19 protein-coding genes and 1 pseudogene are annotated in these 19,035 nt (G+C 63.2%); 9 read left to right on the forward strand and 11 right to left on the reverse strand.

Annotated elements, in window-relative coordinates; all coding sequences use genetic code 11:
* Nucleotides 1-2 precede the first annotated feature (2 nt).
* The 5 genes from NKJ75_RS30235 to NKJ75_RS30255 form a co-directional block, all read right to left on the reverse strand.
* On the reverse strand, nt 3-989 hold the full coding sequence (locus tag NKJ75_RS30235) for an ABC transporter permease (protein WP_023668514.1): 987 nt from the start codon (nt 987-989) through the stop codon (nt 3-5).
* Between the two features lie 108 nt (nt 990-1,097).
* The gene (locus NKJ75_RS30240) at nt 1,098-2,030 is read right to left on the reverse strand and encodes a substrate-binding domain-containing protein (RefSeq protein WP_023692133.1); all 933 of its coding nucleotides are present in this window, start codon (nt 2,028-2,030) and stop codon (nt 1,098-1,100) included.
* A gap of 297 nt (nt 2,031-2,327) precedes the next feature.
* Entirely contained in the window at nt 2,328-3,356 is a 1,029-nt protein-coding gene (locus tag NKJ75_RS30245) for an ABC transporter permease (RefSeq protein WP_352500557.1), read from the reverse strand.
* Nucleotides 3,353-4,897, reverse strand: a complete 1,545-nt coding sequence (locus NKJ75_RS30250) for a sugar ABC transporter ATP-binding protein (protein WP_352500558.1) — start codon at nt 4,895-4,897, stop codon at nt 3,353-3,355. The genes NKJ75_RS30245 and NKJ75_RS30250 overlap by 4 nt, the downstream gene beginning before the upstream one ends.
* Before the next feature lie 137 nt (nt 4,898-5,034).
* Nucleotides 5,035-6,192, reverse strand: a complete 1,158-nt coding sequence (locus NKJ75_RS30255) for a fumarylacetoacetate hydrolase family protein (RefSeq protein WP_023834827.1) — start codon at nt 6,190-6,192, stop codon at nt 5,035-5,037.
* Between the two features lie 176 nt (nt 6,193-6,368).
* On the opposite strand from NKJ75_RS30255, the gene NKJ75_RS30260 reads away from it, so the two are divergent.
* The 6 genes from NKJ75_RS30260 (at nt 6,369) to NKJ75_RS30285 (ending at nt 12,536) form a co-directional block, all read left to right on the forward strand.
* Nucleotides 6,369-7,646, forward strand: a complete 1,278-nt coding sequence (locus NKJ75_RS30260; RefSeq protein WP_023745521.1) for an NAD(P)/FAD-dependent oxidoreductase — start codon at nt 6,369-6,371, stop codon at nt 7,644-7,646.
* A gap of 96 nt (nt 7,647-7,742) precedes the next feature.
* The gene (locus NKJ75_RS30265; protein ID WP_023834826.1) at nt 7,743-8,624 is read left to right on the forward strand and encodes an ABC transporter permease; all 882 of its coding nucleotides are present in this window, start codon (nt 7,743-7,745) and stop codon (nt 8,622-8,624) included.
* On the forward strand, nt 8,621-9,448 hold the full coding sequence (locus tag NKJ75_RS30270) for an ABC transporter permease (RefSeq protein WP_502903944.1): 828 nt from the start codon (nt 8,621-8,623) through the stop codon (nt 9,446-9,448). The genes NKJ75_RS30265 and NKJ75_RS30270 overlap by 4 nt, the downstream gene beginning before the upstream one ends.
* 25 nt (nt 9,449-9,473) lie before the next feature.
* Nucleotides 9,474-10,580 carry an ABC transporter substrate-binding protein gene (locus NKJ75_RS30275; RefSeq protein WP_023834824.1) on the forward strand — a complete coding sequence of 369 codons (1,107 nt, stop codon included), beginning with the start codon at nt 9,474-9,476 and terminating at the stop codon, nt 10,578-10,580.
* A gap of 281 nt (nt 10,581-10,861) precedes the next feature.
* Nucleotides 10,862-11,461, forward strand: a complete 600-nt coding sequence (locus tag NKJ75_RS30280; RefSeq protein WP_023684396.1) for a helix-turn-helix domain-containing protein — start codon at nt 10,862-10,864, stop codon at nt 11,459-11,461.
* Nucleotides 11,451-12,536, forward strand: a complete 1,086-nt coding sequence (locus NKJ75_RS30285; RefSeq protein ID WP_023687090.1) for an ABC transporter ATP-binding protein — start codon at nt 11,451-11,453, stop codon at nt 12,534-12,536. The genes NKJ75_RS30280 and NKJ75_RS30285 overlap by 11 nt, the downstream gene beginning before the upstream one ends.
* Nucleotides 12,537-12,976: 440 nt before the next feature.
* Here NKJ75_RS30285 and NKJ75_RS30290 read toward each other — a convergent pair whose 3' ends face one another.
* Complete coding sequence (locus tag NKJ75_RS30290) at nt 12,977-13,681, reverse strand: SOS response-associated peptidase (protein ID WP_023834823.1); 705 nt, start codon at nt 13,679-13,681, stop codon at nt 12,977-12,979.
* Nucleotides 13,682-13,867: 186 nt separating this feature from the next.
* Between NKJ75_RS30290 and NKJ75_RS30295 the strand changes: the two genes are divergently transcribed.
* Nucleotides 13,868-14,221, forward strand: coding sequence for a nuclear transport factor 2 family protein (locus NKJ75_RS30295; protein ID WP_023834822.1), 354 nt, complete (start codon nt 13,868-13,870; stop codon nt 14,219-14,221).
* 89 nt (nt 14,222-14,310) lie between these two features.
* Here the strand turns inward: NKJ75_RS30295 and NKJ75_RS30300 are convergent.
* Both NKJ75_RS30300 and NKJ75_RS30305 read right to left on the reverse strand, forming a co-directional pair.
* Nucleotides 14,311-14,792 (reverse strand): annotated as a pseudogene (locus NKJ75_RS30300) (SRPBCC family protein).
* Nucleotides 14,789-15,145 (reverse strand): ArsR/SmtB family transcription factor, encoded by a 357-nt coding sequence (locus NKJ75_RS30305; RefSeq protein ID WP_023834821.1) that lies wholly within the window; start codon nt 15,143-15,145, stop codon nt 14,789-14,791. Before NKJ75_RS30305 ends, NKJ75_RS30300 begins: the two are co-directional and overlap by 4 nt.
* Before the next feature lie 160 nt (nt 15,146-15,305).
* On the opposite strand from NKJ75_RS30305, the gene NKJ75_RS30310 reads away from it, so the two are divergent.
* Nucleotides 15,306-15,653: an ArsC family reductase gene (locus tag NKJ75_RS30310; protein WP_023709906.1), complete on the forward strand. Its 348-nt coding sequence runs from the start codon at nt 15,306-15,308 to the stop codon at nt 15,651-15,653.
* Nucleotides 15,654-15,863: 210 nt separating this feature from the next.
* On the opposite strand, the gene NKJ75_RS30315 is transcribed toward NKJ75_RS30310, so the two are convergent.
* From NKJ75_RS30315 to NKJ75_RS30325, 3 genes are all read right to left on the reverse strand, one after another.
* Nucleotides 15,864-16,220 (reverse strand): DUF488 domain-containing protein, encoded by a 357-nt coding sequence (locus NKJ75_RS30315; protein WP_023834820.1) that lies wholly within the window; start codon nt 16,218-16,220, stop codon nt 15,864-15,866.
* A gap of 15 nt (nt 16,221-16,235) precedes the next feature.
* Nucleotides 16,236-17,492 carry an aminopeptidase gene (locus NKJ75_RS30320; protein ID WP_352500559.1) on the reverse strand — a complete coding sequence of 419 codons (1,257 nt, stop codon included), beginning with the start codon at nt 17,490-17,492 and terminating at the stop codon, nt 16,236-16,238.
* A gap of 86 nt (nt 17,493-17,578) precedes the next feature.
* On the reverse strand, nt 17,579-18,493 hold the full coding sequence (locus NKJ75_RS30325) for a LysR substrate-binding domain-containing protein (RefSeq protein WP_023716127.1): 915 nt from the start codon (nt 18,491-18,493) through the stop codon (nt 17,579-17,581).
* Nucleotides 18,494-18,587: 94 nt separating this feature from the next.
* On the opposite strand from NKJ75_RS30325, the gene NKJ75_RS30330 reads away from it, so the two are divergent.
* The gene (locus tag NKJ75_RS30330; RefSeq protein WP_023834818.1) at nt 18,588-18,788 is read left to right on the forward strand and encodes a hypothetical protein; all 201 of its coding nucleotides are present in this window, start codon (nt 18,588-18,590) and stop codon (nt 18,786-18,788) included.
* The last annotated feature ends 247 nt before the right edge of the window (nt 18,789-19,035 follow it).

The raw sequence follows: 19,035 nt of genomic DNA on the forward strand, positions 1-19,035 counted from the left end.
TTCTAGGTCCCTGCCTGATGCCGGCGTTCCAGCCATGAGTGCAGCGCCATCATGCCGAGGATGATGGCGCCGATGAAGATGTTGTAGGCCAGCCCGGGCACGCCGATCAGCACGATGCCGTTGCGCATGACGCGCAGGATGAGGATGCCGAGCACGGTGCCGATGATGGTGCCGCGCCCACCGGTCAGCGCCGTGCCGCCGATCACCACCATGGCGATGACTTCGAGCTCGTAGCCGGTGCCGCTGTTGGGGTTGGCGGCCGACGTGCGCAGCGACGAGATGACGCCCGCAAGCGAAGCCATCACCGACGACAGCACGAACAGGCCGATCTTGACGCCGCTGACGTTGACGCCGCGCGCCCTTGCGGCGCCTGGATTGCCGCCGGCTGCCTGGATCCAGTTGCCGGTCCGGCTTTGCGTCAGCACGTAGCCCAGCGCGATGGCCGCCGCGATGAACCAGAAGAGCGACATGTAGATGCGGAACGGGCCGATGAAGAAATCACCGACCAGCGCTTCGGCCAGCCAGCTGCCCTCGGCGCTCCACGTCCGCTGCGGAAAGCCGTCAGTGACGAACAGCGCGGTGCCGCGCACCACCAGCAGCATGCCGAGCGTCACCAGGAAGGATGGGATTTTCAGCTGCGTGACGAACCAGCCATTGACCAGGCCGATGAAGGCCGCGATCAGCAGCGCGGCGAGGAAGCCGACCTCCAGCGAGGTCAGGCCGCTGTTGAACAGCGTCCACATCAGCACCGGCGAAAAGCCGAACAGCGAGCCGACCGACAGATCGAATTCACCCGACGTCATCAACAGCGTCATCGCCAGCGCGATCAGCCCGAGCTCGACGGTGAAGGCCAGCGTGTTGGAGATGTTCTGCGGCGACAGGAAATCGTGGTTGATGCTCCAGAATACCGCGATTTCGACGATGAGCAGAACGAAGGGCCCGAATTCCGGCCTCGCGATCAGGCGTTGGATGAGCGAACGGTTTTCCACTGATAACCTGCGACAGGAAGGGGAAGGCTGAGCCCAGCGCGCAACGCGAAGGGCTCGGCGAAAGACAGTCGCGACCGCGGCTGCGGCCGCGACTGTTGAAGGTCTGGGTTATTTGCCGGACAGGATGTCGTCGTAGACCTGCGCGGTGTCCTTTTCATAGAGCGCGCCGGTGATGACGTTGAAGCCCGGAGGAATGCCTGACGCCGCCATGTTGGCCAGCGACAGCGCGACGTAGCTGGTCGCCTGCGGGTCCTGCCACTGGCCGGCATTGACGTAGCCGGTCAGCACTTCCTGGGTGGTGTCGAGCGAGTTGCCCCAGCCGACGACCGGGATTTCGCCCGGCTTGATGCCGGCCTGGTCGAACACCCGCTTGATCGAGCCGGTGACCAGATCGCCGAGGCCGATGATTGCCTTGACCTTGGCCTTGTTCGCGGTGAGATAGTCGACCATGCGGTTGATGGCTTCGGCCTGGTCGAGCGTCGCTTCGGTGATCTCATAGGTGATCCCCAGCGGTTCGAAGACGCTCTTGATGCCTTCCTCTTCCTGGACGCCGTAGGTGGCGCCGGGGATTTCGACCGGCATCCAGACGAAGTCGCCCTTCTTCACCAGACCCTTGTCGACCAGATATTGCGCCCAGTGCTTGCCGAAGGTGACGTTGTCGCCGCCGACATAGGCGTCGAAGCTTGCCTTAGGATCGGGCGTGTTGAAGTTGATGATCGGGATCTTGGCGGTGTTGGCTTCCTTGGCGATTTCGATCAGGCTGCCCGGATCGGGGCTGGTGGTGACGATGCCGTCGGCCTTTGCCGAGATCGCGGCACGCACGGCCTCTTGCTGCGAGGCAACGTCGCCATTGTGGAACGAGGTGTTGACGGTGTTGCCGGTGTCCTTCGCCCATTGCTTGGCACCGGCCAGGAAGTAGGTCCAGACCGGGTCGGCCGGGCCGCCATGCGAAATCCAGTAGAACGTCTTGGCCTGTGCCGCCGCCGGAATGGCCAGCGCCACAATCAAGCCAAGCACGAGTAATCGTAGCCTCGTCAGCATTTGCTTTCCTCCCATGTTGAAAAACGACCTCCACGTCCGGCGATGATCCGGGCCATGCCCTTGATCCTCTCCTCCTGCCAGCGCCGACCCGGATGCGCAGAGCATCTTCTTTTGCGGCCGATGGCAAGCCTCTATCCGCCCAATGGATGGTGGCGCGATGCAACGCGCCATCAGCGGTCCCATCAGATCGCATCAGTTAGAGAGCAATTCCAGGAAAAGTGTGAAACGGTTTTCCGTCCGGAATTGCGTCAAACCAAGAGATAGAGATATTCCCCGGCAAGCAGGCGGGGCTTAAACTCAGGCGCGCGGATTTTCCTGAAAGCGCTCGGCCTGGCGGTTGCGCAGCACCTTGGCCAGCCGGTCGAGCGCGAGCGCCAGCACCATCGCCGCGCCGATCACGAACGGGCTCCATGCGGCGTCGATGCCGAACAGGGTCACGCCGCTCAAGATGACCTGGACGATCAGCATGCCGATCACCGCACCGAAGACGGTGCCGCGCCCGCCGGAAAGCGAGGTGCCGCCGATGATCGCCGCGGCAATCGCCATCAGCACGAAACCGCCGCCTTGGTCGACGTCGGTAACGGGAGAACCAAGCCACAGCGCGCCCGCGAGCCCCGAGACGATGCCCATCAGCACCAGCGTCTGCAGCCGCACAGCACCTGTCGGGATGCCGGCATAGAGCGCCGCCTGCGGATTGCTGCCGACGGCCTGGATCCGGTAGCCGAAGCGGCTGCGGTGAAGCACGAGGTGCATCACCACCGCCATTGCGACGAAGACAAAGACAACCGTCGGCACAAGGCCGAACAGCTTGCCGTGAACGATCTCAAAGAAGTCGCCGCCTGGGCTGGCCGGAGCTGTCGCTTGCATCTTGACGGCCACCGCCGCCAGGCCCCGGAACATTGCAAAGGTGCCCAGCGTAACGACGATGGCCGGCAGTCGCAGCGCCACCACCAGCAGGCCGTTGACGAGGCCGAGCCCGGCGCCGAGCAGCACGCCGGCAAGGGCGGCAAGCCACGGGTCAATGCCGGTGGCCAGAAGGAATGCGGTGAGAAGGGCCGCGAGATGGAATATCCAGCCGACGGAAAGGTCGATCTCGCGGAGTGCGAGCACGAACACCATGCCGATCGCCAGCATGCCGGGATACGCAGCGGTTTCCAGCAACGACAGCACATTGGCCTCATCGAGGAAATCCGGCCGGGCAAAGCCTGTAATCGCCACCAGGACAACGAGCCCGATGAGCGGCCTGAGTTCGACGGGCAGGCGAAGGCTGCGCTTCGGGTGGGCAGCCGAACCGGCAAGCTGTAGCATGGGATCCAATCGTGTCATGCCATGGCTCCCTCGAGTTTCTTTTTCGGCCGCTCCGCCTCCGGCATCTCGCCGGTGGTGGTCAGTTGCAGCACTGTCCTTCGCTTCATCTCGGCGCCGGACAGCTCGCCGGCGACCCGGCCGCGGTGGAAGACAAGGACGCGGTTGCTGAGGTTGGTCAGTTCGGACGGCTCGACCGAACGCAGCAAAACGATACAGCCATTGGCTGCCATCTGCCGGATCAGCGCATAGATCTTGCGCTTGGCAGCCGCCTCGATACCGCCAGCCGGATTGTCTAGGAGCAGCACTTGCGGCGCCGTCTCCAGCCATTTGGCGATTACGATCTTCTGCTGATCGCCGGCCAGCAGCGAATTCACCGGCGCGTCCGGCAGGCCCTTGATGCGCAGCGCATCGATCTGCCTTGCGGCGGCGGCGATCGCGGCCTTGGGCGAGTAGCGGCGCGACCCCCAGTTGCGGGCGCCGGTAGCGATGTTGCCTATGTTGAAGGCCAGCGACCGGTCGGGCATCAGGCCGTTGCACAGGCGGTTGGCCGGCACCAGGCCGATGCCGCGTCGCGCCGCTTCGGTCGGATTTCCAGGCAAGCCGTAGCCGTCGGGGAGCCGCACCCTGCCGCTTTGCGCCTCGCGCAGGCCAAACAGCATCTCGAACAGGTCTTCAACGCCCGACCCCTCAAGCCCGGCCAAGCCGAGGATCTCGCCGGAGCGGGCGGTGAAGCTGACGCCGGAAATCCGGCCGCCGCTCAGACCCTCCACCGTGATCCGCGGCCTTATCGTGCTGGCATTGGCCGGCAGTGCAGGCGGGAACAGGCTGCCGCGCTGCTGGCCGATCATGGCGTCGATCACATCGGCTTCGCTCAACGCCGAGCGCTCACTTGTCAGCACGTCACGGCCGTTGCGCATCACGGTGACCTGGTCTGCGATCGCAAACACGTCCTCCAGCCGGTGCGAGACATAGAGCACGCTCGTGCCCTTGGCCTTGAGGTCACTTAGTACGGTGAACAGGTGCTCGGTCTGGCGCAGGTCGAGCGCAGAATTCGGTTCATCGAGGATCAGCAGCCTCGTGCCTTCCAGAATTGCGCGGCCGAGTTCGACATATTGCCGTTCGCCCATGCCGAGTTGTCCCACAGGAGCGTGGACATCGACGTCGAGCTTGAGTTGCCGAAGCAAGGTGCGGCTGCGTGCCTCCATCTCGCGCCTGGAGACAAAGCCGTTGCGCAACGGCTCGCGATTGACGAACAGATTGGCCAGCACCGAGCGGTCGGCAAACAGACTGAGCCCCTGGTGGACGACGCCGAAGCTGTGCTTGCGTGCAGCGATCGGGCTGTCGACGGTGACTATCTGGTCGCCGACACGGATGGTGCCGCTGTTGGACCGGAGCACGCCGGCAAGCACCTTCACCAGCGTCGACTTGCCGGCGCCGCTTTCACCGACGACAGCATGGATCGTCCCCTGTCCGACAGACAGGTTCATATCCCTTAGCGCGAAAACGCCGCCATAACGCTTGGCGAGATTGCGCACCGATATCATCGGCAAACCGAGCATGCGATTCGGCCCCCACAGACCGCGCCCCGATCCTGGAGCGAATTTCCGATACAGTCACCCGGATTCCGCTAACAAACGGCTTACGAATCCCGGACAGGAACGTTTACCGGCTAGCCGTTCGTCCCGCTGCTCCGAAATCAGATCAGGTCGGCCTTGGCTAGGTCCCGCATGAGATGGCTGGCGCCGTAGGTCCAGTGCGGGCAATCGGGCGACAGAAGCACCCGGTTGACCAGCGCGCCGAATTTCTCCGACGAGATGGTGACGATGTCACCGACCTTGTGGGTGAATCCCTTGCCCTTCTCGCCGCGATCCTTCGACGGCACGAACATGGTGCCGAGATAAAGCGCCAAGCCGTCGGGATACTGGTGGTGCGGCCCCATGGCGGCCGCGACCAGTTCTTCGGGCGAACGGCTGATCTCGGCCATCGAGCTCGCGCCCTCCAGCGAAAACCCGTCCTCGCCCTCGACCTTCAGCCGCACAGTGGCGCGCTTGACATCGTCGATGGAAAAGCTTGCGTCGAACAACCGGATGAAGGGCCCAAGCGAGGCCGAGGCATTGTTGTCCTTGGCCTTGCCGAGCAGCAGCGCCGAGCGTCCCTCGACGTCGCGCAGATTGACGTCGTTGCCGATGGTCGCGCCGACGATCTTGCCGGTGCTGGCGGCGATCATGGCGATCTCCGGCTCGGGGTTGTTCCAGGTGGAGACAGGATGCAGCCCGACATCGGCGCCGAAGCCGACGGACGCCATCGGCTGGCATTTGGTGAAGATCTCGGCGTCGGGGCCGATGCCGACTTCCAGATATTGCGACCAGGCGCCGCGCTGGATGAGCTTGGCCTTGATCTCCATCGCTTCGGGCGAGCCGGGCTTCAGCTTGGACAGATCGTGGCCGATCAGCCCGGCAATGTCGGCGCGGATGGAGTCGGCCTTTTCCGCCGAGCCGCGCGCCTGCTCCTCGATGACGCGTTCGAGCAGGCTGACCACGAAGGTCACGCCCGACGCCTTCACCGCCTGCAGGTCGACAGGCGAGAGCAGATAGGGTTTTGCCGGATCGCGGGTGGCCTGAAAACTGTTGGCGGCGATCGCGTCGAGCGAGCCGATCGGTTCGCCCTTGGCAGAGCGCACGTGTCCGGCCGGATCGGCCATCTCGCAGATGTCGCGCACTGTGGGTGCGGTGGTCGAGGTGACGTCGAAAACGATCCCGTCGCGCACGGTGACCACCAGAGGATGCGAGGCATCGCTTGCCCTGGCTCGGCCGATGAAGAGCCCGTCGGCGGGAAGCTGCGTTGGGTTCGTCATGGCTTACGGTCCTTTGATGATCGAGATGGCAGCTGGGCCGCGGCACTTTCACCGGATTCACGCCAAAGGTCTATCCCGTGGCGCAGGCAATTGTCGGTTCTGACATGAGGCCCGCTCTTTCAAAAAAATGAAACTAGCACTAGAATTTTCATTTTCCGCATACTCCAGGTGAAGCCTTGCCCACACCGTTTTCCGTTCCGATCTGGCAGAAGCCGCAGACCGCATCCGCCTTCCAGTTGCTCGTCACTGCGCCGGTCGACGTTGCCATCGTCGGCGGCGGCTTCATGGGCCTGTCGACCGCCTTGCACGCAGCCCGGCTCGGTCTCGGTGTACAGGTGCTGGAGGCCGGCGAGATCGGCCAGGGTGCCTCGGGCCTCAATGGCGGCCAGGTCATTCCCGGCCTGAAATATGATCCCGAATGGCTGCTCGAGCATTTCGGTCCCGAGCGCGGCCAGGCATTGGTCGATTTCGCCGCCTCCACGGCGGACGCGGTGTTCGACCTCATCCAAGACGAAAAGCTGGCGGTGCCGTTCACGCGCAATGGCTGGATCCAGGCCGCGCATACCGAAACCGCATTGAAAGCGGCGGCGAACAGGGATCGTCAATGGCGGGCGCGTGGCGCCGATGTCCGGCTTCTGAATGAAAGCGAGATCGCCGCTATGACCGGCGCGCAAGGCTATCTCGGCGGCTGGCTCGACCGCCGCGCCGGCATCATCGATCCGCTCGCCTATACAGTGGAACTGGCGCGCATCGCTGCCGCCGCCGGCGCCAGCATTGCCGAGCGGCAGAAGGTGGTGAAACTCCGCAAGGAGGCCGGCCTTTGGCATGTTTCAAGCGAAAACGGCGCCGAGGTGCGGGCGAAAGCGGTTGTCCTGGCGACGAACGCCTATACCGATGGACTGCTTCCGGGCCTCGCCGAAACGATCGTGCCGCTGCATTCCTTCCAGGTCGCCACCGCGCCGCTGTCATCCAACCTTGCGGCGACGATCCTGCCGGAAGGGCAGGCGGTGTCCGACTCCAGGCGCATTCTCGTCTACTACCGCAAAACAGCCGACGGCCATCTGGTGCTTGGCGGCCGCGGCCGCATGGCGCGGCCGAGGAGCGAGGCCGACTGGGCGCATCTGCAGCACGCGCTGGTGCGGCTCTATCCGGCCTTGGCCCATATCTCGATCGAGAAACGCTGGTTCGGTCGTGTGGCGATGACACCGGATCACCTGCCGCACATCCATGAGCCGGAAAAGGGCCTGCTCGCCGTGGTTGGTTGCCAGGGCAGGGGCGTCGGCCTGATGACCGCGCTGGGAAAACGCATGGCGGGCTACCTCGCGGGCGGCGATGTCAATCAATTGCCGTTCCCGCTGTCGCCGGTCCGGCCGATCCCGTTCCACGCCTTCCGCCAGGTCGGCGTCGCCGCGACCATCGCCTGGTACCGGATGCTCGACGCCTTCGAGCGCTGATTGGGCGCCGGTCGCCTAGGCCTCGTGGATTCAGCTTGACAGTTTCACAAATATGAAAAAAGCTAAGCCGATTTCATATTTCCGTTGAGCAGTCCGATGTCGAGCATCGTTGCAACAGAAGCGCCGGCAGGGTCGTCCCGAGGCTTCCGCTTCGCCATGTTGCTGCCGGGCGGGCTCGTCACCTTCTTCCTGATCCTGTTTGCCCTCGGCCTGGTGCTGTTCCTCGCCTTGCGCGGCAATGACGGCTCGCTGCTCGGCGCTGGCTTCACGGCAGGCAACTTCATCACCGTGGTCTCCGATCCGCTCTACTGGACGGTGACGCTGCGCTCGCTGGTGATCGCCGGCCTGGTGACGCTGGCAACCGTCGTCACCGCCTATCCCGTCGCTTACTATCTCGCCTTCCATGCCGGCCGCCGCCGCAGCCTGCTTTTGTTTCTGGTGACCCTGCCATTCTGGACCAGCTATCTCCTGCGCGTCTTCGCCTGGAAGATCGTGCTCGCCTACAATGGCGTGCTGAACTCGGCGCTGATCGAAAGCGGCATCTGGTCGGAACCGACGCTGGCCTTCCTCAACACGCCGGCCGCCGTCGTCGTTACGCTGGCGCATGCCTATGCGCCCTTCGCCATCCTGCCGATCTATGTGGCGCTGGACACCATCCCGAAATCGCTGCTCGAAGCCGCCTCCGATCTCGGCGCCAGACCGTTCACGGCGTTTCGCCGCGTCGTCTTGCCCAATTCGATGCCGGGCGTTCTGGCGGCCGCCCTCGTCGTCTTTGTGCCGACGGTCGGCGACTATGTCACCCCGGCCATGGTCGGCGGTCCCGCCAGTACCATGATCGGCACATTGATCCAGTCGCAGTTCGGCAAGGCCAATGACTGGTCGTTCGGGGCGGCACTTTCAGTCTGCGTCATGCTCGTCATTCTCTGCGTGGTGCTGGTCGCACGTGGCGCCGACCGCAGATTCGGCAGCCGCACATGAGCGCGGCGCGGAGAGATGATGGCCGCGGCTGGCTCGGCGTCTATGTGTGTGCCTATCTCGTCTTCCTCTATATGCCGGTGCTGTTGATCCCGCTGTTTTCCTTCAACAACTCCATCCAGGCCGCGTTTCCGCTGCAGGGCTTCACGCTCGAATGGTATGCCACGCTCTATGGCAATCCGGCGCTGTCCGGCGCGCTTTTGAACAGTCTCGTCATTGGGGTCGTGGCCGCCGCCGGCGCCACGCTCTGCGGCATCACGGTGTCCTACATGGATCTCTATGGCCGCTCGCCGCTCGCCGCCACCATCAGCGCCATCTCCAGGCTGCCGATCCTGATCCCCGGCGTCATCGTCGGCATATCGTTGCTGATCCTCGTCAATCTCATCGGCCTCGGCCCGTCGCGCATCGCCATCGTTCTCGGCCACATACTGGTGGCGCTGCCGACCACCGTGGTGATCATGCGCAGCCGGTTTGCCGCAATTCCGAAAACCATTCGCGAGGCCGCACTCGATCTCGGCGCTTCCGACTGGACGACCTTCCGGCGGGTGATGTTGCCGCTCTCGCTGCCGGCCATCGTCTCGGCCTTCATGCTGGCCTTTCTGATTTCCTTCGACGAGTTCATCGTCGTCTTCTTCCTCGCCGGCACCGAGCCGACGCTGCCGCTCTACATCTGGAGCCAACTGCGTTTTCCTCGCTCGCTGCCGACCGTGATGGCGCTGGGGACAGCTATCCTTGCTGTGTCCGTCATCATCGCCGGCATCGCCGAAATCCTGCGCCATCGCGGGCTGAGCACAGCCCGTCGGACGGCGCCCACCAGTCCAGCCTGAACCATAACAAAAGAGGAGAACCGAAATGGCATTCGACCCGAAATCAATTACTGGGCTGAAATCGATCACTGGCCCGAAATCGATCACTGCAAAGACAGCCCGCACCGGGCTTGCCGCGCTTGCAATCGTCCTGTCGTCGACTGTCGCCTTCGCCGCCGACAAGCTGCAATATTTCACCTGGTCCGGCTATGAACTGCCAGACTTCAACAAGAGCTTCCTGACGGCCCATCCCGATGGCGTCGAGGCCTCGATCTTCGGCGACGACGACGATGCCTTCACCAAGGTCAAGGCCGGCTTCCGCCCCGATATCGCCCATCCCTGCTACGACAAGGTGGCGCGCTGGAACAAGGAAGGCCTGCTGCAGCCGATCGATACCAAGCGCATCAAGAACTGGGATTCGATCTTCCCGGTGTTCAAGAACCTGCCCGACATCCAGGCCGGCGACGGCAAGGTCTGGATGGTGCCGTGGGATTGGGGCAACACCTCGATCCTCTACCGCACCGATCTGGTGAAGAACCCGGAAGCGAGCTGGAACCTTCTGTGGGACAAGCAATATGCCGGCCGCATGGCGACCATCGATGCCGTGCATGACACGCCGATCGTTGCAGCACTTCTGGCCGGCGTAAACCCCTTCGATATGACGCCGGAGCAGATGGACAAGGTGGCGGAAAAATTGCGCGAGCAGCGTCCGCTGCTCTCCAACTACACCACCGACATGACCTCGGTCGAACAGGCGCTGGCCAGCGGCCAGCTGGTCGCCGCCATGACCTGGAACGCGTCGGCAACCTCGCTGAAGAAGCAGGGCGTGCCGGTCGAGTTCATGAAGCCGAAGGAGGGCATGCTGACCTGGGCCTGCGGCTTCGTCATGCTCAAGGACGCCAAAAACGTCGACCTCGCCTATGACTTCATCAACAGTCGGCTCGACGCCGACTCGGGTAAGTACCTGATCCAGGCCTACGGCTATGGCAGCTCGCTGAGCACCGCCTTCGCCGGCGTGGCGAAGGACGAACTGGACAAGCTGCAATTGCCGGCGGACCCGGAGGTGATGCTGAAGACCACCATCTTCACCGGCCCGATGGAGCAGAACGACGATGTGGCGAAGATGTTCGAGAAAGTGAAGGCGGGCGGCTGAGGGATCCATCGCCGACGGTTGCGCTGCCCCTCACCTGCCTGCCGGCATCCTCTCCCCGTATAGTGACGGGGAGAGGGGCGCTGTCACCAGCGATTTCGCAAATCGCAAACGTTGCAGAAATGGCGCCGAGTTTGCGACCAGCCGCTTTCTCCCCGTCACTATACGGGGAGAAATGTCCGGCAGGACAATGAGGGGCAGCGCCGACGGCAGGTAATTGTGACTAATCTCCTGAAGCCCGCGGGTCTTGCCGCCGCGCCAAAGACTGCAACAAGGACCAACTGATGGACATGCTTGAAGCGAAACCAAAGGCCGACGCCGACATTCGCGTCGGCCGGCGCGTGCGGGCGCTGCGGCTGGAGCGCAATTTGTCGTTGGCCGAGCTGGCAGCAAAAGCCGGCGTCTCCATCGGTGCGCTGAGCCAGATCGAGCGCGGCCTGTCTTCGCTGCGCGTCAAGGTGATCTGGCCGCTTGCGGCCGCGCTCGACATCGAGCCTTCGGCGCTGATCACCGACGGCAACGAAGCCGCCAACGATCTCTATTGCGTGCGCGCCGACAAAAGGCGGCAGCTCCCGGTCAAGTCGGAAGGCATCGCCAAGGCGCTGCTGTCGCCGCCGGGCGCGGCGCTGACCGGCCTCTTGGTGACCGTGGAAGCCGATGGCGGCACGGCGGAAGCCTATGCGCATATCGGTCACGAGTTCGGCTATGTCCTGTCGGGCGAGGTCGAACTGGTGGTGGACTCGACAAAATACGTGCTGAAGAGCGGCGACTCCTTTGCCTTCAAGAGCACGCTTCTGCACGCCTTCCGCAATCCCGGCACCGAGCCTTGCCAGATCCTCTGGGTCAACACCACCAAGCCGTCCGAGGTTCGCGATGGCGCCTGATGCGCTGGTACGCCTGGACACGGTCTCGAAGGTTTTCCCCGGCGGCATTGTCGGGCTCGACGCCGTCGATCTCGACATTATCAGCGGCGAGTTCATCACCCTGCTCGGGCCCTCGGGCTGCGGCAAGACCACCAGCCTGCGCGTCATTGCCGGTTTCGAGAGCCCGTCGAGCGGCAAGGTGCTGCTTGACGGCCGCGACATCACCGCGCTCAGGCCGTTCGACCGTCCCGTCAACACCGTGTTCCAGGATTATGCGCTGTTCCCGCATATGAACGTCGCCGAGAATGTCGGCTTCGGCCTGTCGCTGCGCAAACTGTCCGGCGCCGAGCAGGCAAAGCGCGTCCGCGAAGCCCTCGACATGGTCGGCCTCGCCGACAAGCTCGGCGCCCGCGTTTCCGAACTGTCGGGTGGCCAGCGCCAGCGCGTCGCGCTCGCCCGAGCCATAGTCTGCGAGCCGCGCGTTCTGTTGCTCGATGAACCGCTGTCGGCGCTCGATGCGCATCTGCGCGAACAGATGCAGGTCGAACTGAAGCGGCTGCAGTCGCGGCTCGGCACCACCTTCGTCATGGTCACCCACGACCAGACCGAAGCACTGTCGATCTCCGACCGCATCGTCGTCATGAACAAGGGCCGCATCGAGCAGATCGCGCCGCCGGCTACGCTTTACGACCGGCCGGCGACGAAATTCGTCGCAAGCTTCATCGGCACCATGAACCTCTTGCAATCGCGCTTCATCGGCCGCGACGGCGACCGCCTGCGCTTCGCCGCTGGCGGGCTTTCGCTGGAAGCAACATCTGAAACCGGCGACACACCCGGCGAAGGCACTGAGCGCACCATCGGCGTTCGCCCCGAGGACTTGCTGGCCACCACCGATGCCGCCGCCGGCACCGCGCCGGCGCGCGTCAACTCCATCGTCTTCCACGGCCGCACGCTGCGGCTGCATGCTGAGCTGGGGCAGGGATTGCCGGTGGTGATCGATGCGCCGCGCCAGGCCGAGGGCTTTCAATTCAGCGTCGGCGACGTGGCGCATATCAGCCTGCGCCGTGGTGCCAACTGCCCTATGCTGCCAAGCTGATCCAACCCAATCCCTTCATCGACGGTTGGATTTAACCTGCTGTGAAGATCGCCAAGGTGGAATTAAGTGTGAATTGACTCGCAAAGGAACATATTCCTACTTTGCGGGATGCCCGAACTAAGCACCCGACCGCGCCGAAATGTGCAAACCCTCTGCTTGGCGCATGAAGTCGGGCAGCTAATTCGTGTTCGATGTCGGAACTGCAACATCACTCGACACTATCTGCCTGGCGATCTCGCAAAGCTGGTTGGTGATATCCCCTTTTGGGATGTGGAGCGGCACATGCGGTGCGAGCGCTGCAAAGGTCGTGAGCTCGATGCAGGCATCATTCTGCCAAGCGCTGCTGAACGCCTTAAAATTCGCGTCAGACGTCTTGTCGAAATCCGCATGGTTCGCCGGGTAATCTGGCGAGACGACGATTGAGGAGAGCCGATTTCGGGCTAAAACAGAGACCCTTGGGCCGGGGCCTGTGGTGGGAACTTGATCTGTGTGGCTGGCTTCTCAACGATCACCAACGCGTCGTTGGGCGCCGTCCGCTGCAGATGCCGTGCTTCCGACCATGGCGCCGTCAGCCAAGCCTCGGTTTCCTCCGGCGTGGTGAGGATCACGGGCATAGCCTTCTCATGTATCGGCGCAATGAGAGCATTAGGCTTGGTGGTCATGAAGGCGTATAGCTCGAAGTCGCCGGGACCGTCCTTGACCTTTCGCACGCCCTGCCAAGACGTCCAGAAACCAGCGAAGAAGAACAGCGGCCGGCTCTCGCCACGGGCAAACCAGTAATTTCGCTGGATTCCTGTTTCCGGGTCTTTATCGTTCGCCGCAGGGCTGGGCTCGGCAAAGCTGGTCACCGGCACGACACATCTGTGCTCGACGCCCACATATTGCTGCCAGTGCGAATATTGCGGATTGCGAACGTTGGTGGTGCCGTAGTCGGCCTTACCTTTCATGCGCTCGGGCGGCGTTGGCAACCCCCAAAGCAGTTTCGCCAGTTCACGCTCCCCATCCGTCCTGTTGCGAACGACAAGCCCAGGTTGATTGGGATAGACATCAAGCGAAGGTTCGAGGTTGCCGCTGATATCGCGCAATGTGCGGGTCCATTGGCGGACCGCCTCTTGCGTCGTCGTGATGTTGTAGAGGTTGCACATGCACCCAGCATTGCGGAATTGGCTTTTGTCTGCAACCGAAGTCGCTGTCCGACGCCGCCGCAATCGTCGTCACACAGCCGCGCTATATCATCGTCCTGACACACCTTGTCAGCTGTCGTGCGGGTAAAGGTGGCGGGCCGGCAAGCGCTTACCTACTTCAAACCAGTCTGAACAGGAGGAACACACATGACCATCGCGGATGTTGCCAAGGATTTCACTGAAATGCTCCAGCAGGGGGATCACCTGGGTGCTGGTGAAAAGTACAATGCCGATGATATCGTCAGCCTCGAAGCCATGGAGGGGCCGATGGCCATCGCCCGTGGCAAGGAGGCTCTCAGGCAAAAGGGCGAATGGTGGCAAGACAACCACGAAGTCCATGGCGGCTCTGTCGAAGGCCCCTATGTCAACGGCGACCAGTTCGCAGTGCGCTTCAAGTTCGACATAACGCCCAAGGCGACCGGCGAACGGGTCACCATGGACGAGGTTGGCCTGTACACGGTCAAGAACGGCAAGATCACCGAAGAGCGCTTCTACTACTGAGCCCGGGTGCCGTAGGGTTCCGGCGCACTTCGCTGCACGACCCAAAAACCAGGCGGCCGGGACAAAGTCCTGGCCGCAGTGGGAAAAGCTCAAATGGTCTTCACATAGTGCGCCAACTGATCGGACCACCGTGCCCCAGCCGTCGAAGAACCCCCATCTCTTCATGATTGTTGCGGGTAGCCTCGTCGCGATGGATGGCCGTTGCCGTGTAGCGCGTGCCCTTGTCATCTGACTGAAGCGAAATGACTGCGGTGATGAAGGGCTCGCCGGAGGGCCGATAGCCCGGCAGCAGCGCATCGGTCCACACCAGCCGCTCGTTCGGCACGATCTCGAGATAGCAGCAATGGCGGTCGTTGACCTCCTTGCCGTCGGGCGATTGCATGCGCGTCCGGAACAGTCCGCCCGGACGAAGGTCGATCTCGCAATCGGTGATCAGCCAGGGCTTGGGCGTGAACCATTGCTTGACATGCTCCGGCACCGTCATCGCGCTCCACAAGAGTTCGCGCGGCGCGTCGAGCTTGCGCTCCAGCACAAGGTCCAGTCTGGGGTCAGGCTTGAAGGGATAGCTCACTTTTCTGGCTCCTTGAGGCTCATCACATAGGCGTCGAATTGATCGAGTCGGCGCTCCCACAGCGTGCGCTGTTCGGCCAGCCAGTTTTCGGCGAGCTGCAGCGGTTCGGGCGCCAGCTGATAGGTCCTGGTGCGGCCGATTTTTCCCGATCGCACCAGACCGCAGCCTTCCAGCACTTTCAGATGCTCGATGAAGGAAGGCAGCGCCATCTCGAAAGGCTGCGCCAACTCGCTGACCGAGGCCGGACTGCGGTTCAACCGCTCGACCACGCGCCGCCGCGTCGGGTCAGCCAGCGCGCGGAAGATGCCGTCGATCGGCGGGAGACTTGTAGTTGGGGCGTGGAGGCTTGGCATGGGCGATCCTGAGGTCTGTCGACGCGGTGCAGCAGATACTTAGGAAATTTCCTTAGTATTGGCAACCTCTAAAAAAGCGCCGCTAGCGATTGGGACGCTGGCAAAGCGGGGAGGGCGGTTTTAGGCTGTCTGAGGATTCGACTGTCGAGGGAAGCGCGTTTTGACGATCACCATGTACGGCATCACCACCTGCGACACGATCCGCAAGGCGCGCACCTGGCTGGAGGGCCATGCTGTGCCCTACCGCTTTCACGACTACCGGGCCGAGGGGATAGAGGCGGGCAGACTGGACGGGTGGGTCGGCAAGGTTGGCTGGGAAAAGCTGCTCAACAAGGGCAGCACCACATTTCGCGAACTGCCGGACAAGGACAAGCAAGGGCTCGACGAGAAGAAGGCCAGGAAGCTGATGCTGGCCAACCCGACGATGATCAAGCGCCCGGTGCTCGAGGTCGGGGATGAGATTTTGGTTGGCTTCAAGCCGGAGGCTTATGAAGGGGTGGTGAAGTAGCGTCGCCTCGCTTCGTCATCCTGTGGCGAAGCTAGGTTCGAAGCGACGCAGCGCAGACCATGGGATCCTGTCGGTCTCCTTCCCACCCCAAACATAGCATGGGAACAACACACAGGATCCTCGGGTCAGCCCGAGGATGACGAACGCGTGGAGGGCGATCGCTAATTGTGAAGGCTTTCGCTTGCGGCGTATGCAGCGGTTCGCTGTCTCTCAACCCGTCCCGCGCAAATACCCCGCCAACGCCACCGCATTGTTATGCGCCTCGTCATGCGCGCCATAAAGCAGCGTCACCTTGGCCTTGCCGAGCAAGCCACGCAGTTTCGCCACCGCTTCTCTATTCCCATCCAGCTCGACCGAATACCGCACCTGAAACTCCGCCCATCGCGCCGGCTCATGTCCGAACCACCTCCGCAATTCATCGCTCGGCGCGATCTCCTTCAGCCACAGCGTCAGCGCGGCATCCTCCTTGCTGATGCCGCGCGGCCAGATGCGATCGACCAGCACCCGCTGCCCGTCATCGGGCGCGGGTGCTTCGTAAATTCGCTTGACCGTCAGGTCGAAACCCATCCGCCCTCCGCGAGCTTACGCCCACTCGCCCTTGCGCATCACCGGCACCTTGCGGCCATCCTTGTGCACGCCGTCTATGTCGATCTTGTCCGAGCCGATCATCCAGTCGATGTGGATAAAACTCTTGTTGCCGCCGCGCTGGGCGATTTCGTCCTGGCTGAGCGAGGCGCCGTCGACGAAGCATTTTGAATAGCACTGCCCGAGCGCGATGTGGCAGGCGGCGTTCTCGTCGAACAGCGTGTTGAAGAACAGCAGGCCGCTGGCCGAGATCGGCGAGGAATGCGGCACCAGCGCCACCTCGCCGAGCCGGCGCGAACCCTCGTCGGTGTCGAGCACTTTCTTCAGCACGTCCTCGCCCTTCGAAGCCTTGGCCTCGACGATCCTGCCCTCTTCGAAACGCACCGAGATATCGTCGATCAGCGTGCCCTGGTAGGACAGCGGCTTGGTCGAGGATACACGGCCGGAGACGCGCCGTGCATGCGGCGTGGTGAAGACCTCCTCGGTCGGGATGTTCGGATTGCAGGTGACGCCGTTCTTGGCAGTCGAGGCGCCGCCCATCCATTCATGGCCATCGGCCAGCCCGACGGTGAGGTCGGTGCCCGGGCCGCTGAAATGCAGATCATGGAAATTGTGCTCGTTCAGCCACTTTGTGCGGCCGCGCAGCGCTGCATTGTGCGCCGTCCAGTTTGCGATCGGGTCTTCCACATCGACCCGTGATGCCGAAAAGATCGCATCGGCGAGCTTCACCACGGCGACATCGTCGGCATCGCCGGGGAAGACCTGTTTTGCCCAGGCGAGATCCGGGTAGGCGACGATGTTCCAGTTGATGTCGAAGCCGGTGATCTTTTCCAGCGCCGGCTGGTAGGCCATCGAGTTCGCCTTGTTGGCGCGCGCCACTTTCGCCAGGTCCTGCGCCGACAACAGCGACGGGTCCTCGCCGCGCACGGCAAGCCGCGCCGCATTGTTGGAAAAGGCCTTCGCCATGCCTTCATACATCCAGCCGGCGGCGCGGTCGAAGCCGGCATCCGCCCCGTAGCGGAAGCGCGCCAGCGTGATCTCGTCATCGTTGAAGATCGGCGTTACCAGCCCGGCGCCCGCCTTGTAAGCGTGCTCGACGATGCGCCTGGTCAGCGGCAGGGCTGCGGTCGACGAGGTCAGCACCAGATCCTGCCCCGGCTGCAATTGCAGCCCGACCTTGATGGCGACTTCCGCCAGCCTGTCGAGCTTCACCGGGTCGATCGTTGCGGAAACGCCGCGCGAATGTGTGGTCATGATCCTGCCTGTCTTGGTCTTGGGGGTGAAGCTTCCAACATAGATCGGCGCGGCTGTGCTTTCCAGCACTGTCGCGACGGACAGCCCTAGGCAGCGCTTTCCAGCGCGCTGAACTGCGCCACGGTCGCCGCGATTTCCTCGCGGATCCAGATCTTGAAATCGCGCACCTTGCGGCTTTCGGTCTTGGTCGCCGAGGTCACCAGCCAGTAGCCGAGGCCGCTCTGCGCCCGCACGCCGAAAGGCGCGACGAGGCGGCCGTCGGCCAGCGCATCGGCGGCCAGCAATTGCCAGCCGAGCATGACGCCGTGGCCCGCGATTGCCGATTCCAGGCACAACATCGGGTCGGTGAAGCGCGCGCCCTTGCGAAAAGTGACCGGCTCGGCCCCGGCAGCCTTGAACCAGCTCTCCCAGTTGATCATCGCCCGCTCGTCGGTGATGGCGCAGGTCTGCGCCAGGTCTTCGATCGACTTCAGTTTCTTGGCGATCACCGGCGCGCAGACCGGAAAGACTTCCTGCGCCAACAAAAGTTCCGCCCGGCCGCCCGGCCATTTGCCGTCGCCAAGCCGGATGGCGATGTCGATGTCGGAACGTTCGAGATCGGCGAGGCGCACCGAGGCGTCGATGCGCAGCAGCACGTTGGGATGGCGATCGAAATGCCGCGACAATCGCGGCAGCAGCCATTTCGAAGCGAAGGCCGGCGCCACCGAAACCACCAGCGTGCATTGGCTTGCCTCGTCGGCCAGCGCCACCGCCTGCGCCAGCTCGCGAAAACCGGCGCCCAGCCGGGCGGAAAAAACCGTGCCGAACTCGGTCAGCACCAGCCCGCTCGCCGTTCGTTCAAACAGCGCCTGTCCAAGCTGCTTTTCGGTGCGGTTGATCTGCTGGCTGACGGCGCTGACGGAGACGTTGAGCTCGCCGGCAGCGGCCGCCAGCGAGCCGAGGCGGGCGACGGTTTCGACGGCGCGCAAGCCGTTGAGATGGACGCGGTTCAGCATAGCCATTCCAGTTTTTCTAAACCGGCGCGGCCGAAATCTCAATTGAAAGACGGCGAGACAGGGCAGATTCTAGCGGGACAGTCAGACCGAGGAGGTGAGGATGGTGACGATCGTATCATTGCTCAAAGTCTTTGCCGGCTACACGCGGCGGCGCCATGACGGCGATGTCCTCAATTGGGTGACCGATCCGCTGTCGCATCCCGTGCTCGACACCATGTCGGAGCGCGAACTCGCCGACATGCCGTTTCGCCTGACGGCGCGCCGCACTGCATACGAGACGGCGCAAGCAGGCTGCCGCTGAAATCGCGGACGCGGTAACTGGGAAGGCGATACCGTCGGCGCCAGCGCTGCCCCTCATTGCCCTGCCGGGCATTTCTCCCCGTAAGGGGAGAAAGGTCGCCGGCGCCGAAGGTTTTGCCAATTACCAGCCCTGCAGGCAAGGGCGCCGAGGCACACGGTTAACTGTCCAGCCGATAGATGGGTAACACTTTGAACCGGATACATAGGTGACACTTCTCTCCCCCTATGCGTCCGCCGCAGCGCCAAGC

The organism is Mesorhizobium sp. M0058, from assembly GCF_040323095.1.
Classification (GTDB): Bacteria; Pseudomonadota; Alphaproteobacteria; order Rhizobiales; family Rhizobiaceae; genus Mesorhizobium.